Consider the following 15970-nt stretch of genomic DNA (forward strand, 5'->3'; position numbering starts at 1 on the left):
CTGCCCCCTTCGTGCTCCCCGCGCCGTGCCCGGTCCCCGTCGTCCGGGGGTGCTACGGGCGGCCCCGGGCCCACGCACACCGCCGCCCGCGAGGGGAACTCCCCCGCGGGCGGCGGTCGGTGTCAGGGCCGGTGGCGCCGGGTCAGTCCTGGACGGCGATGAGGCTCGCCGGGCGCAGATCGGTCCAGTGGGTCTCCACGTAGGCCAGGCACCCCTCGCGGGTGTCCTCGCCGAAGACGGTCCGCCACCCGGCGGGGACCTCGGCGAAGGAGGGCCACAGCGAGTGCTGGTTCTCGTCGTTGACCAGAACCAGGAAGCGGCCCTGCGGGTCCTCGAACGGGTTGGTGCTCATGCGTTCTCACTCCTCTTGTGTGTCACGCCGAACAGCTGGGACAGGGGCTGTTCGGAGTCGTCTGTCACGGTGCGCAGCAGGGTCTGGAGTTCCTCGGCGAGCCGTCGCGCCTTCTCCGCCCCGAGCCGCTCCGTCGCGTGGATCAGGCCGCAGTGCACGGGCCCTTCGCCGCGGGGCTCGTAGAAGCTGAGGGTCAGCTCCGCGCGGGTGGATCCGGTCGGCACGGCGATCAGGTCGCCGACACCCCCCTGGAGGCGCTCCAGGTCTGCCTGCTCGTGGTGGATCACCATCACCTGGGGGCCCTCCGGCCGCAGGCCGGCGGTGCGGACGACCTCGTCGAAGGGCACGTCCTGGCGGTCGAGGGCACTCAGCGTGGTCTCCCGCACGCGGGTCAGGAGCTCCGCGAAGGAGGGGTCGCCCGCCGTGTCGGTGCGCAGCACGACCGTGTTGAAGAAGCAGCCGACGAGGTCGGCGAGCTGGTCGTCGCCGCGCCCGGCGACCATCGTGCCGATGGGCAGGTCGGTGCCCGCCCCGTGGCTGGTGAGCAGGGCGGCGAGGGCCGCGTGCAGCACCATGAACATGCTGGTGCCGGTGGCCTGCGCGAGCCGGTCCACGTCCGCGTGCAGCCGATCGTCGAGCGTGAACTCGACGACTCCGGCGGTCCGGCTCCCCCGCTGTGCGGGCACGGCGGCCCGGGCCTCCGTCGGCAGGGCCAGCTCGCGCGGCGCGTCGGCGAGCGTCCGTCGCCAGTACGCCAGTTGGCGTCCGCCCCGGCTTTCGGGGTCGGCCGGATCGCCGAGGACGTCGCGGGCCCAGCGGGCGTAGTCGCCGTAACTCACGGGCAGCGGCTGCCAGTCGGGCGTGCGCCCGGCCGTCCGCGCCCCGTAGGCGGTGGTGAGGTCGCGGAACAGCGGGACCACCGACCACTCGTCGACGGCCAGGTAGTGCAGGGTGAGCAGCACCGCCTGGGCGCCGTCGGCGCCGGTGAGGAGCCGGGCCCGCAGCGGGGCCTCCCGCTCCAGGTCCGGTGCGGCGGCCGCGAGTTCGCCGAGCCGTACGTCGAGGTCCGCGCACCGCTCCACGGCCAGGTCCGGCGCCTCGACGGCCCGGCGGGCCAGGGTTCCGTCGCGGTCGGTGAAGGCGGTGCGGAGCGGTTCGTGGCGGGCGGTCACGTCGGCGAGCGCCGCGGCGAGCGCGTCGGTGTCCAGGCCGCCGGGCGAACGCAGGACGAGTGCGTGGTCGAAGCCGGGGTTGCGCCGGTAGGCCTGCCACTGCCACCGCTGTACGGGCGCCACCGGCGGCTCCGTGCCGTCGGCGGCCCCGGGCTCGGCCGGGCGCAGGGCGGGACGTGCCGCGCTCGCGCCCTCCAGCTTGCCCGCGATGCCGGCGACGGTGAGTGCGTCGAAGACGTCGCGGATGCTCAGCTCGACGCCGAACTCGGCGCGGATGCGGCCCAGGAGACGCATGGAGGCCATGGAGTGGCCGCCGAGGGCGAAGAAGCTGTCGTGCACGCCGACGGCGTCCAGCTTGAGGATCTCGCAGAACAGCTCCGCGATCCGCGCCTGCGTCTCGGTCGCGGGAGCGGCGTCACCGGTCATCGCCGACCAGTCCGGAGCGGGCAGCGCCTTGTGGTCCAGCTTGCCGTTCGGGGTGAGCGGCAGCGGGCCGTCGAGCGGGACGACGAGGGCGGGGACCATGTACTCGGGCAGGACCGCGGCGACGTGGGCGCGGAGTTCCTGCGCGTCCAGCGCGAGGTCCGCGCCCGGTTCGGGTACGGCGTAGCCGACGAGCCGGACGATGTCGCCGTCGCGGTCGGGCAGGACGGCGGCCTGGGCGACCGACGGGTGCCCGGCGAGGGCGGCCTCGATCTCGCCCAGCTCGATGCGGAAGCCCCGGATCTTGACCTGGGTGTCGACCCGGCCGAGGAAGTCCAGGTTGCCGTCGGCCCGCCAGCGGGCCCGGTCGCCGGTGCGGTACATACGGCTGCCGGGGGCGCCGTACGGGTCGGCGACGAACCGTTCCGAGCTGAGCCCGGCCTGCCCGAGGTAGCCCCGGGCGAGACCGCGCCCGGCCACGTACAGCTCGCCGATCACTCCCGGCGGGACGGGCCGGAGGTGCTCGTCGAGGACGTAGCAGCGGGTGTTGGGGTCCGGGCGGCCGATGGGCACCCGGCCGCCGGCGCGGCCGCCGTGCTCGTTGGCGGGCCACAGGGTGGAGTTGACGGTCGCCTCGGTGAGCCCGTACGCGCAGATCAGGTTCGCGGTGGCGCCGAAGCGCTCGAAGAGGTCCGGCGGCACGGTCTCGGTGCCGACCAGGACGGTCGACCCTTCGGGCAGTCGGCAGCCGGGCGGCAGGGCCGACACCAGCGACGGCGGCAGGATCATGTGGGTGATCCGCTGGTCTTCGAGGAAGTCGGTGAGGGCGGGTCCTGCGACCCGGGCCTCGTCGGTGATGAGGACGAGCCGTCCGCCGTGGCAGAGGGCCATGGCCAGTTCGAACGCGAAGACGTCGAAGCCGATGGAGGCGAACTGGAGGACCCGGCTGTCGTGTTCCAGGCCCATCCGGTCGACCGCCGTGGCGACCAGGCTGGCGATGCCCTCGTGCGGGACGACGACGCCCTTGGGGCGGCCGGTGGAGCCGGAGGTGTAGATCACGTACGCGGCCTGGTCGAGGCCCGCCGGACCACCGGCGGGCGGGGTCGCGGGCAGGGCGTCGAGCTCGGCGGCGACGTCCGGGGCGTCGAGCAGCAGCACCGGGACTCCGTCGACGCCGGGGATCTTCCCGGCGACGGGCTCGGTGCCGACCACGACTGCGGCCCCGGAGTTCTCGATCATGTAGCTGAGGCGGTCGCCGGGGTGGACGAGGTCGAGCGGCAGGAACGCGGCCCCGAGCTTCAGGGCGGCGACGACCGTGGCGATCATGTCGACCGAGCGGGGGACGGCCACGCCGACGACGCTCTCGGCGCCGACACCGCGGTCGGCGAGCAGCCGGGCGAGCCGGTTGGCGCGGGCGTCGAGCTGCGCGTACGTCACCGAGCGGGAGCGCTCGACGACGGCGACGGCGTCGGGGCGCTCGGCCACCCACCGGGCGAAGAGCGCCGGCAGGGTCTCCTCGTCGACCTCGCGGGGCAGGCCGTTGAAGCCTTCGAGGACGAGGCGGTGCTCCTCGTCGGTGAGGATCCCGGCCTCGGAAAGCGGCCGGTCGGGGGCCGCGACCAGGGTCGCGACCAGCCTGCCGAGGCGGTCGCCGATGCTCTCGGCGGTCTGCTGGTCGAAGAGTTCGGTGGCGAACTCCAGGCGGCAGCCGAGGGAGTCGGCGGCGCCGTCCGCCGAGGTGTGCTCGGTGAAGCTGAACACGAGGTCGAACTTGGCGGTGCCGATCCGGTGCGGCAGGTAGCCGGCCTCGAGTCCCGGCAGTCGCAGGGCCTCGTCCGTACGGGCGTGGTATCCGACCATCACCTGGAACAGCGGGTTCCGGGAGAGCGAGCGGGTCGGGTTGAGCTTCTCCACGACCGACTCGAAGGGCACGTCCGCGTGGGAGAACGCGGCGAGGTCGGCCTCCCGGACCCGGCCGAGGAGTTCGGTGAAGGACGGGTCTCCGCCGAGGTCGGTGCGGAGCACCAGGGTGTTGACGAAGAAGCCGACGAGCTCGTCCAGGGCCTCGTCGCCGCGGCCCGCGATCGGCGCGCCGAGGGGGATGTCGGTGCCGGCGCCGAGGCGGTGGAGCAGGGCGGCCACCGCCGCGTGGGCGACCATGAACATGCTGGCGCCGGTGTCGCGGGCGAGCCGCCGCAGGCCCTCGTGGACGGTGCGGTCGAAGGTGATGTCGAGTTCGGCGCCGGTGAAGGCCGGGCGCGCGGGCCGCGGCCGGTCGGTGGGGAGTTCCAGTTCCTCGGGGGCGCCGGCCAGGGTTGTGCGCCAGTGCTCCAGCTGCCGGGCGGCGAGGCTTTCGGGGTCGGCCGGGTCGCCCAGGAGCTTCTGCTGCCAGAGGGCGTAGTCGGCGTACTGGACGGGCAGCGGCTCCCAGTCCGGCGCGGCGGCCGCGAGGCGGGCGGTGTAGGCGGTCGTGAGGTCCCGCAGGAAGGGGCGGTCGGACCACTCGTCGGTGGTGATGTGGTGGAGCAGCAGGACGACGACGTGCTCGTCGGGCGCCACCTCCACGACGGTGGCACGGATCGGCAGCTCGGAGGCGAGGTCGAACGGCCGCCGCACGGCGGCGTCCACGATGCCGGGCACCTCGTCCTCGGTGGCGCGCAGATGCTCCACGACCGGGGCGGCCGTACCGGCGGGCAGGATCCGCTGGTACGCCTGGCCGTCGCTCTCGCGCTCGGCGAAGAGCGTCCGCAGGGCCTCGTGACGGTCGGTCACATCGGTGAGGGCGGCGCTCCACGCCGCGCGGTCGAAGGTGCCGCGCACTCGCATGACCAGGGGGAAGTTGTACGCGGCGGAGGTGCACTCGATCTGCTGGATGACCCACAGGCGCTGCTGGGCGTGCGAGAGCGGCAGTTCGTCGGGGCGCTCGGCCGCGACGAGCGCCGGGCGGGCGGCGCCGCGCGAGGCGGCCGCCCGCTCGACGAGTTCGGCGACGGTCGGCGCCTCGAACAGGTCGCGGATCGCCAGCTCGGCGTCGAGGGCGGTACGGGCCCGGCTGACGAGCCGGGTGGCGAGGAGCGAGTGTCCGCCGAGGTCGAAGAAGTCGCTGTCGATTCCGACGCTGCCCGCGGCCAGGCCGAGGACCTCTGCGAAGAGCCCGCACAGGGTCTCCTCCCGCGGGGTGCGCGGGGCGCGGCTCCGGCCCGTGCCGGTGAGGTCGGGGGCGGGCAGGGCCTTGACGTCGAGCTTGCCGTTGACGGTCAGCGGCAGGGTGGCGACGGGGACCAGGGCCGACGGGACCATGTAGTCGGGGAGGCGGGACTTGAGGTGCTCGCGGAGCCGCTGGACGAGGTCGTCGACGTCCTCGCCGCCGGAGGTGGTGTCCTCGCGTACGAGCGTGCCGTCCTCCGTTGCGACCGTGCCGTCCTCCCGTACGAAGTAGCCGACGAGGCGCTTCGTTCCGGCGGTCTCGTGGACGACGACGGCCGCGTGGGCGACCTCGGGATGGGCGGACAGGGCCGTGGAGATCTCGCCGAGCTCGATGCGGTAGCCGCGGATCTTGACCTGGTCGTCGGTGCGGCCGAGGAAGTCGAGCAGTCCGTCGGGGCGCTGCCGGACGAGGTCGCCCGTGCGGTACATGCGCTCGCCGGGCTCCCCGAAGGGGTCGGCCACGAACCGCTCGGCGTTCAGCGCGGCCCGGTCGTGGTAGCCGCGGGCGAGGCCGGTGCCGGCGATGTACAGCTCGCCGGGGCAGCCCGGCGGGACGGGCCGCAGCATCGTGTCGAGGACATGGGCGCGGGTGTTGCGGATGGGCCGGCCGACGGTCGGGGTGGCGCTCTCGGTGGTGGAGCCGCCGAGGGTGTTGATCGTGTACTCGGTGGGGCCGTAGAGGTTGTACCCGTACGTGCCCTCGGTGCGGCGCAGCTGCGTCCACACGGTGTCGGAGACGGCCTCGCCGCCGAGCAGGACGAGCGCCGGCCGGTGCTTGCCCTCGGCCTCGTCCTGGTCGAGGAGGCCCTCCTCGATGAGGAGCTGGGCGTAGGTGGGCGTCACGTTGACGACGTCGACGCGGTGCTCGTCGCAGTAGGCGACCAGTGCTTCGGCGTCGCGGCGGAGTTCCTCGTCGCAGACGTGCACCTCGTGGCCCTCGACGAGCCAGAGCAGCTCCTCCCACGACATGTCGAAGGCGAAGGACACGGTGTGCGCGATGCGCAGGCGTCGGCCGCCGGCGGAGGCGATGGCCGGGTCGAAGATCTCCTTCTGGTGGTTGAGCTGCATGTTCGTCAGGCCCCGGTAGGGGGTGACGACACCCTTGGGGCGGCCGGTGGAGCCGGAGGTGTAGATGACGTACGCCGGGGACTCCAGGCGGTCGGGCACCCCGTGGGCGAACGCGGGGCGCTCGGCGTCGGTGATCCCGTCCCCGGACAGCGCGGCGAGCTCGCCGAGCACGGCCTCGTCGTCGAGGAGGACTTCGAGGGCGACGGGACCGTCCTCGCGCCGCAGCGTCGGGGCGACGGCGGTGGTGGACACCAGGCAGAGCGGCCCGGTGTCCTCGGCCATCAGCCGCAGCCGGTCGGCGGGGTGATCGAGGTCGAGCGGCAGGTAGGCGGCGCCGGTCCGCAGGACCGCGAACAGCGCGGCGACCATCTCGATGGACCGGGGCAGCGCGAGCGCCACGACCTTCTCGGGCCCGGCGCCCCGGGCGAGCAGCAGCCGGGCCAGCCGGTTGACCTGCTCGTCGAGTGCGGCGTACGTGAGGGCGCGCTCGCCGAAGACCAGCGCGACCGCGTCGGGAGTACGGGCGACCTGGGCGGTGAGCATGTCGGCGACGGTCTCGTCCGGCACCGGCTCGCGCCCCGACTCCCGGGCGGTGCGCAGGGCGGCGCTCTCCTCCGGGAGCAGCAGGTCCACGCCGACGGTGCGCGCGGAGGCGACGGCGGGCCCCGCGAGGGCCTCGCCGAGGCGGTCGAGGACCGTGGTGAACCGGGCGAGGATCGTGCCCGCGGCGTCGGCGTCGAAGAGGTCGGGCCGGGCGGCCAGGGTGACCTTCAGGCGTGCGCCGGGGGTGACGATCAGCGTGAGCGGGAAGTGGGTGCCGTCCACGTTCGACACGTCGGTGATGCCGTGGCGTTCGCGGAGGGCCGCGGCGCGGTCCTCTCCGTCGGCCGAGCGGAGCACGAAGAGGGTGTCGAAGAGGCGGCGGTGGCCGGACTCCTGCTGGAGCGTGCCCAGGCCCACGTACTCGTACGGCATGACGGCGGCGCGCTCGGACTGCATGCGGCGCAGCACGTCGAGCAGGGGCTCGTCCGGGGTGAAGGCGACCCGGGCGGGGATCGTGTTCAGGAACATGCCGATGATGCCGGCCACGTTGGGGACGTCCGCCGGGCGTCCGGCGACGGCCGTGCCGAAGGCGACGTCGGCGCGGCCGGTCATGGCCGAGAGCACCAGGGCCCAGGCCGCGTTGAGGACGGTGTTCAGGGTGAGTCCGTGCCGGCGGGCGACGGTACGGAGCCGGTCGCCGGCCTCCTGGGTGAGGTGGGCGTCGAAGTCCACCGGGATGACGGGCCCGGTGTCGCGCCCGGACGGGGCGAGCAGCGTCGGCTCGTCGAAGCCCGCGAGGGCCCCGCGCCAGGCGTCGAGGGCGACGGAGGTGTCCTGGGCGTCCAGCCAGGCGAGGTGGTCGCGGTACGAGCCGGGCAGCGGGAGGCCCGTGGGGTCACCGGCCCGCTCGTACAGCGTGAACAGCTCCTCCAGGAACAGCCAGGCGGACCAGCCGTCCCAGAGGATGAGGTGGTGGGTGACGACGAGCTTGTCCCGGCCGTCGCCGAGGCGGATGAGGAGCAGTCGGCAGAGGGGCGCGGCGGAGAGGTCGAAGCGGCGCCTGCGGTCGGCGGCGAGGAGTTCCTCGGTCCGGGTCCGCTGCTCGTCGGCGGGCAGCCCCGAGAGGTCGGCCTCGACGAGCGGGATCTCGGCGCCGTCCACGATGAACTGGACGGGGCTGGGCAGGCCGTCGCTGGTGAATCCGGCGCGGAGGCCGGTGTTGCGGTCGAGGAGGGTGCGGCAGGCGGCGCGCAGCCGGTCGGCGTCGATCCGGCCGTCGAGGTCCAGGGTCTCCTGGGACTGGTAGACGTCGAGCGCGTCGCCCGCGTCGTAGGTGGCGTGGAAGTACATGCCCTCCTGGAGCGGGGAGAGCGGCCAGATGTCCGCGACGGGCAGCCCGGCGGCGGCGTGGACGCGGGCGGTCTCCTCCGGGGTGAGCTCCGGTCCGGCGAGCGGCGCGGGGGCCGGGGGTTCCGGGGCCGGGGGCGGCGCGGCGGCGGTCAGCTGGTCGAGGAGGGCCCGCAGTGCGGGGTCGACGGCGGCGCCGGACTGCTGCTGGAGGGCGAGGACGGCCTGGAGGGCGGCGGCTGCCTGCCCGGCGTCGGAGGCGGAGACGGTCACGCCGTCGGAGTGCACGGGTACCTCGGTGGAGTCGGCGGTCGGGGGCGCCTCGGCGTCCCCGTGGGTGGCTGCGGCCGCGGCGAGGGCGGCGGGGGTGCGGTGCTCGAACACGTCGCGGGGGCTGAGGGTCAGGCCCTGCTCACGCGCCCGCGTGGCGACGGCGATGGAGCTGAGGCTGTCGCCGCCGAGGACGAAGAAGTCGTCGTCGATGCCGGTTCCGGGGACGCCGAGGACCTCGTCGAAGATCGCGCACAGGGCGCGCTCGCGCTCGTCGCGCGGCGCGCGGCCGGCGGTCCGGGGCGCGGTCTCGGGTGCGGGCAGGGCGTTCTGGTCGAGCTTGCCGCTGGGCGTCAGCGGGAGTTCGGCGAGGACGACGACGGCGCTCGGCACCATCGCGGCGGGCAGCGCCTCGGTGAGGGCCGCGTGCAGGGCCTCGGAGGCGGGAGTGGCGCCGGTGGCGGGGACGGCGTAGCCGACGAGGGCGCCTTCGCGGACGACCACGGCCGCGCGGGCCACGCCGGTGAGCGCGGCCAGGGCGGTCTCGATCTCGCCCAGCTCGACGCGGTTGCCGCGGATCTTGACCTGGCGGTCGGTGCGGCCGAGGTACTCGACGGCGCCGTCGGCGCGGCGGCGCACAAGGTCGCCGGTGCGGTACATCCGCTCCCCCGGCGACCCGAACGGGTCGGCGACGAACCGTTCGGCGGTGAGGCCGGGGCGGTCGTGGTAGGCGCGGGCCAGCTGGACGCCGGCGAGGTAGAGCTCGCCGGGCACTCCGTCGGGCACGGGGCGCAGGAACGGGTCCAGCACGTGGAGCCGGGTGTTCCAGACGGGCCGGCCGATGGGGACGGCCGCCTCGGTGCCTCCCTCGTAGGGGAAGAAGGTGACGTCGACGGCCGCCTCCGTGGGGCCGTACAGATTGTGCAGCGGTACGGGCGTGCGCCCGGCGCGTGAGGTCAGCTCCCACCAGCGGCGGGCGTCGGCTCCGGTAAGGGCCTCACCGCTGCAGAACACCCGGCGCAGGCTCGCCGCCCAGTCCGGAGCGTCCGGGGTCGACTCCATGACCTGGACGAACGCGGCCAGCATCGACGGTACGAAGTGCGTGGTGGTGACGGCCCGTTCGGCGATGAGACGGGCCAGGTACTCCGGGTCGCGGTGGCCGTCCGGGCGGGCGAGGACGACGGTCGCGCCCTCGGTCAGCGCCCAGAAGAACTCCCACACCGACACGTCGAAGCTGGACGGGGTCTTCTGGAGGACCCGGTCGTCGGCGGTGAGCCCGTACGCGCCCTGCATCCAGGCGAGCCGGTTGACGATGGCGCGGTGGGTGACGGCGACGCCCTTGGGGCGGCCGGTGGAGCCGGAGGTGTAGATGAGGTAGGCGGGGTGGTCGGGGGCGGCGGCCCGGCCCGGCGCGGCGGCCCGTCCGGGCGCGGCCTCGGGGGCGTGCGGCTCCTCCCCCGAGGACGCCGCGCCGACGACGACGTGGTCGAGGTCCGGTACGGCGGGCAGCCGCCCGGCGGCCTCCTCCGTGGTCACGACGAGCCGCGCGCCCGAGTCGGCGAGCATGAACGCCACCCGGTCGGCGGGGTAGTCGAGGTCGACGGGCAGATAGGCGGCGCCCGCCTTGAGGACGCCGAGCAGCGCGACCATCAGCTCGGCCGAGCGCGGGACGGCCACGGCCACGTACCGCTCGGGGCCCGCGCCCCGCTCCCGGAGTCGCCGGGCCAGGGCCTCGGCCCGGCGGTCGAGTTCGGCGTAGCTGAGGGTGGTGTCGTCGAAGACGACGGCCGGGGCGTGCGGAGTACGGGCCGCCCGGTCGGCGAAGAGCGAGGTGAGCGTCGCTTCGGCGACGGGACGGGCGGTGGCGTTGAGGTCGGTGAGGTGCGCGCGCTCGCGGCCGGACAGCAGGTCGGTCCGGGCGACGAGACGGTCGGGCTCGGCCACCACGGTCCGCAGCAGGGCGGTGAACCGGTTGGCGAGGACGGCCACGGCCACCTGGTCGAGCCGGGCGGCGTGGTGCTTGAACCGCAGCAGCAGGCCGTCGGCGGTGGGCTCGACGACGAGCGCGAGCGGGTAGTGCACGGCGTCGAACACCTCGGCACCGGTGACGAGGGGCTCCGGGGCGCCCGGTCCTCCCTCGGCGCCGGGGTGGTTCTCGAACACCACGAGGGTGTCGAAGAGTTCGCCGCCGCCCGCGATCCGCTGGATGTCGGCGAGCCCGAGGTGCTGGTGGTCGAGGAGGGCCGCGTGCTCGTCCTGGACGCGTCGGAGCAGCTCGGTCAGCGTCTCGTCGGGGCGGAGGGTCACCCGGGCGGGGACGGTGTTGATGAACAGGCCGACGGCGGAGTCCAGGCCCGCGACCTCGGTGGTCCGCCCGGAGACGGTGGTGCCGAAGACGACGTCCCGGCCGCCGGTGAGGGCGCCGAGCAGCAGTCCCCACACGCCGTGGAAGACGCTGCTCAGGGTGAGTCCGCGGGTCCTGGCGTACGTGGTCAGCGCTTCGGTGAGGTCATGGGGCAGGCGGGTGTCGACGTGCTCGGGGCGGGCGGGGCCTTCGGCCTCGTCCCCCGGGGCGGTGAGCGCGGGGAGCCGCGTCGGTCCTTCGAGGCCGGCGAGTGCCTGCCGCCACGCCTCGCGTGCGGCGTCGCGGTCGCGGCCGGCGAGCCAGGAGAGGTACGGCTCCGGGGCCGCGGGCTCCGGCAGTGCGGCGCCCCGGTAGGCGTCGGTCAGTTCCCGCAGCAGGACGGAGACCGACCAGCCGTCGGCGACGATGTGGTGGAGGGTCAGGAGGAGCCGGTGGCGCCGGCCGTCCTTGACGAGGGTGGCGCGCAGGAGCGGCGGCCGGTCGAGGGCGAACCGTTCGGCGCGGTCGGCGCGGAGGATGTCGTCGAGGCCGGTCTCGGCGGTGTCTGCCTCGCGCCACGGGAGGGTCACGTGGTCGGCGAGCCGCTGGACGACCTCGCCGCCGGGGAGCTGCCGGAACGAGGCCCGCAGCAGCGGGTGCCGGTCGAGGAGCAGCTGGAGCGCACGGCGGAGCCGGTCGGGGTCGACGGGCCCGGCGAGGTCGAGGACTTCCTGGACGAAGTAGAGGTCGGCGGCCCGGTGGTCGAACTCCGCGTGGAAGAAGAAACCTTCCTGGAGCGGGGAGACCGGCAGCGCGTCCGTGTCGAGCTCCACCTGCGGCCGCGCCGGTGCGGCGCCGGTCTCTCCGGCGGTGCGGGCGAGGGCGGCCACGGTCCGGCTGCGGAACACGTCGCGCGGGGTGATCGCGAGCCCGGCCTCTCGGGCGCGGTTCACCAGCTGGATGGCGACGATGCTGTCGCCGCCGAGTTCGAAGAAGCTGTCGTGGACGCCGACCGTGGGCAGGCCGAGGACGTCGGCGAACAGCGCGGCGAGCGCGGTCTCGGCGGGGGTGCCCGGGGTGTCGGTGCCGGTCAGGGAGGTCCAGCGGGGCTCGGGCAGGGCCTTGGCGTCGAGCTTGCCGTTGGGGGTCAGCGGCAGCGGTCCGTCGAGGACGACGACGCCGGAGGGCACCATGTAGTCGGGCAGGGCGTCGGTCACGCGGGCGCGTGCGGCGGTCACGGCCGCCTCGCCGCGCCCGTCCGCCGCTGCCTCCGGGACCAGGTACGCGACCAGCCGCTTCACTCCGCGGTGGTCCTCGCGGGCCAGGACGGCGGCCTGGGCGATGCCCTCGCAGGCCATGAAGGCGCTCTCGATCTCGCCCGGCTCCACGCGGTGACCGCGGATCTTGATCTGGCCGTCGGCGCGGCCGAGGAACTCCAGGTTGCCGTCGGCGCCCCAGCGGACCCGGTCGCCCGTGCGGTACATGCGGGTGCCGGGAGGCCCGTACGGATCGGCGACGAACCGCTCCGAGGTCAGCCCGTGGCGGCCCAGGTAGCCGCGTGCGAGGCCGCGCCCGGAGACGTACAGCTCGCCCTCCGCGCCGACGGGGACGGGCCGGAGCGCCGTGTCGAGGACGTACGCGCGCGTGTTGGGGTCCGGCCGGCCGATCGGCGCGGGTCCCGGGCGGTCGGGGTCGGCGAGCCAGAGCGTGGAGTTGACGGTGGCCTCGGTGAGTCCGTACGCGACGACGACCCGGAGCCGGCCGCCCCAGCGGGCGATCAGCTCGCTGGGGACCGCCTCGGTGCCGACGACGAGGACGGCGCCCTGCGGGAGTTCGCACTCCTGCGGGAGCGCGGAGACCAGCGAGGGCGGCAGGATCATGTGGGTGGCACGGTGGCGGGCGATGTACTCGGTGAGCGCGGGGCCCGCGACACGGCGCTCGGCGGGGACCACGATGATCCGGCCGCCGACGCACAGCGACATGATCAGGTCCCAGACCGTCACGTCGAAGCCGACGGAGGCGAACTGGACGACCCGGCTCTCGGCGGTGATGCCGATCCGGTCGGTGGCGGTGGCGATGAGGCTGCCGACGCCGTCGTGCGAGACGACGACGCCCTTGGGGCGGCCCGTGGAGCCCGAGGTGTAGATGACGTACGCGGCCTGGTCGAGGGCGACGGCCGGTCCCGGGCCGGGGTCGGTCGCGGCGGCGAGGGCGGCCTCGGTGGCCGGGTCGTCGAGCAGCAGATGACCGACGCCCGCCGTCTCCGGGAGGTCGCCGGCGAGGTCGCGCACGGTGACGACGGTGCGGGCACCGGCGTCGGACAGCATGTAGGCGATGCGGTCCTGCGGGTGGTCCGCGTCCAGCGGCAGATAGGCGGCGCCGGCCTTCATCACGGCGAGCAGGGCCACCACAAGCTCCGGTGAGCGGGGCAGGGCCACGCCCACCACGTCCTCGGCGCCGACGCCCCGGGAGCGGAGCAGCCGGGCGAGCCGGTCGGCGGCTTCGTCGAGTGCGGCGTACGTCAGCTCCCGGTCCTCGCAGACGAGCGCGACGGCCTCGGGGCTCCGGCGGACCTGTCGCTCGAACGCGGCGGGCCAGGAGAGCTCCGGGACCTCGCGGGGTGCGACGCCGAACTCGTCGAGGAGGCGCGCGCGTTCGGCCTCCGAGGTGAGTTCGATGCGGCCGACGGGGCGGTCCAGGTCGGCGGCGAAGGCGTCGATGAGGGCGAGGAAGCGGCGCTCGTGGTCGGCGAGGGTGGCCGCGTCGCAGACGTCGGCGTCCACGTCGAGGTGGACGGTGTATCCGCGGCCGTCCGCGCCCTCGGCGAAGCTGAACGCCAGGTCGCTGACCGGGCCGAGCCATTCCGGGCGGAGTTCGGCCCGGTGGCCGGCGAAGCGGAGGTCCTCGGAGCGGGGCAGGATGTTGACGGTCGGTCCGACGAGCTCCGGCACGCCGTCGACGAGGCCGAGTTCCCTGGCCAGGTCCTCGGCGCGGTAGCGCCCGTGGGCGACGGCGTCGGCGACGGTCTCGCGCACCTGGGCGACGAGGGCGGCGCCGGTCGTGCCGGGGTGGACGGCGAGGCGCAGCGGGACGATGTTGGACACCATGCCGGGGACGGCCGCGGAGACCTCGTCCTCGCGGGCGGCGACCGGCAGGCCGAGGACGAGGTCCTGTTCGCCGCCGGCGCGGTGCAGATGGGCGGCGACGGCCGCGAGCAGGATCCGGGACGGTCGTACGCCCGCGGTCCGGGCGGCGGCGTTCAGCCGCTCGACGGTCTCGGGGGACAGCTCGGCGGTCCGCCGCAGGCGTCGGGTCATGAGGGTGGCGGCGCGGTCGACGAGCCGTACGGGCTCGGTCCGGCCCGCCATCCGCTCCAGCCACCAGGCGCGGTCGGCGGCGTGCCGGTCGGAGGCGCGGTACGCGCGGTCGGCGGCGACGAGCCGGGAGAGCGACCAGTCGCGGGGCTCGGACGCCTTGTCGCCCGCGGTGTAGAGCTCGCCGGCCCGCCGGGTGACGAGCGCGACGCCCATCCCGTCCATCACGATGTGGTGGTAGCGCTGGCACCACAGGACGCGGTCGTCGGCGAGCCGCAGCAGTGCGTGGGCGAAGAGCGGGTCGAGCGCGAGGTTGACGGGCCGGTCCCGGTCGGCGTCCACCCACGCGGCGGCGGCCTCGTCGGGGTCGGCGGCCTCGCGCAGGTCCACGACGGTGAGGTCGACGGGGAGGGTGCGGGTACGGGGCGTCTGGCGCGGCCCGTCGTCTCCGGGGGTGACCCGTACGTGCAGGCACTCGGCCTCTTCGACGGCCTGGCGGACGGCGGCGGTCAGGCGGTCGAGGTCGATGGCGCCGCGGAGGTGCAGCGCGAAGACGATGTTGTAGGCGGAGCTGTCCGGTTCGATCTGCTGGGCCAGCCAGATGCCGGATTGCCCGCCGGTGACGGGGAGGCCGGAGGGGGTGTTCCGGTCCGACGGCTCGACGTCAAACATCGTACGAAGTGGCCTTTCCCTGGAGGTGCGTGGCAGACGGTGACGGCACAAGCGCCGACGGCGTGGCGAGAGTTCCGCCACGCCGTCGGTCGGGTCAGCTGCTGGCTGGTGGCACGTCAGCTGGCGTGCGTCACTTGACAGCCGCGAGGAGCGGCTCGATCTGGTCGATGGCGTACGGGATCGACAGAACGGTGTTGAAGGAGAACGCGGCGCCGATGTCCGGGTCCTGGTACGGCACGAACAGGTCGCGCTTCTCCTGGTTGACCTTCAGCTTCTTGTAGAGCGGCTCGGCCTTGATCCGGTCGTTGGCCTCGGTGCTGGAGGTGACCCAGACGAGCCGGTCGACGTCGAGGACGTTGAGCTTCTCCGCGCTGAGCTCGGCGACGTTGAATCCCGGCTTGGACAGCGTGTCGATCTCCGGCTTGAGCTTGAAGCCCAGCTCCTGGAAGAAGATCGACTTGGGGTCGATCTTCGTGAACGCCGAGTACTTGCCGGCCTCGAAGCTGTCGGCGACGGCGAGCGTCTTGGTGGCCCACTCGGGGTGCTTCTCGCGGGCGGCCTTGAAGCGGGCGTCGATGTCCGAGATCAGCTTGGCGGCCTCGGCGTCCTTGCCCAGCGACTTGCCGATCTGCTGGGTCATCAGCTGCCAGGGGGCGCCGTAGTCCGGGTGGTCCTTGGGCTGGGCGACGACCTTGGTGAACTTGGAGAGCGTGTCGTACTGCTCCTTCTTCATCCCCGAGTACTGGGCGATCACGAGGTCGGGCTTGAGGGCCGCGATCTTCTCGATGTTGTACTCGTCGCGCTCACCGACGATCTGCGGGGTGTTCGTGCCCCACTTCTCCTTGGTCCAGGGCCACTTGCCGTACGGCTTCTCCTTGAACCAGTCGACCGAGCCGGCCGGCGTGACGCCGAGCGCGAGCACCGCGTCCTGGTCGGAGAGGCCGAGGGTGACGATCGTCTTCGGCTCCTTGTCGATGGTCGTGGAGCCGTACTTGTGCTCGACCGTGACGGGGAACGCGGCGGGCTTGGCTCCCCCGTCGGCGGCGGCCGAAGTGGTGGAAGGGGACGGCGAGTCGGACTTCTCGGCCCCGCCGCCACAGGCGGAGAGGGCGAGGGCCGCCACGGCGAGAACGGCTACGCGGGGAGCGGATCTGGCGAACCGCGCCAGAGCGGGACGTGCACCAGCGGACACGGACGTTCCTTTCGGGGATTCACAGTGCTGCCACGCCCGCCGGGGCACGGGAAACCGCGCGACGGG

The 15970-nt window shown here is 74.2% G+C and carries 3 protein-coding genes; all 3 read right to left on the minus strand.

What is annotated here, in order from left to right; all coding sequences use genetic code 11:
* Positions 1-142: 142 nt before the first annotated feature.
* The 3 genes from E0F75_RS04360 to E0F75_RS04370 all read right to left on the minus strand — a co-directional run bounded on the left by E0F75_RS04360 (position 143) and on the right by E0F75_RS04370 (position 15904).
* On the minus strand, positions 143-352 hold the full coding sequence (locus tag E0F75_RS04360) for an MbtH family protein (protein WP_187621127.1): 210 nt from the start codon (positions 350-352) through the stop codon (positions 143-145).
* Positions 349-14712, minus strand: a complete 14364-nt coding sequence (locus E0F75_RS04365; protein ID WP_187621128.1) for a non-ribosomal peptide synthetase — start codon at positions 14710-14712, stop codon at positions 349-351. The genes E0F75_RS04360 and E0F75_RS04365 overlap by 4 nt, the downstream gene beginning before the upstream one ends.
* A gap of 130 nt (positions 14713-14842) precedes the next feature.
* A complete protein-coding gene (locus E0F75_RS04370) occupies positions 14843-15904 on the minus strand; it encodes an iron-siderophore ABC transporter substrate-binding protein (protein ID WP_187621129.1) in 1062 nt (353 codons plus the stop codon).
* Between the last annotated feature and the right edge of the window lie 66 nt (positions 15905-15970).

This window comes from Streptomyces sp. CB02980 (assembly GCF_014451325.2).
Lineage (GTDB): Bacteria > Actinomycetota > Actinomycetes > Streptomycetales > Streptomycetaceae > Streptomyces.

What these genes read in the sequence shown, in the direction of transcription:
- E0F75_RS04360 (WP_187621127.1), bottom strand. Translation starts at nt 352, where the DNA reads ATGAGCACCAACCCGTTCGAGGACCCGCAGGGCCGCTTCCTGGTTCTG.
- E0F75_RS04365 (WP_187621128.1), bottom strand. Translation starts at nt 14,712, where the DNA reads ATGTTTGACGTCGAGCCGTCGGACCGGAACACCCCCTCCGGCCTCCCC.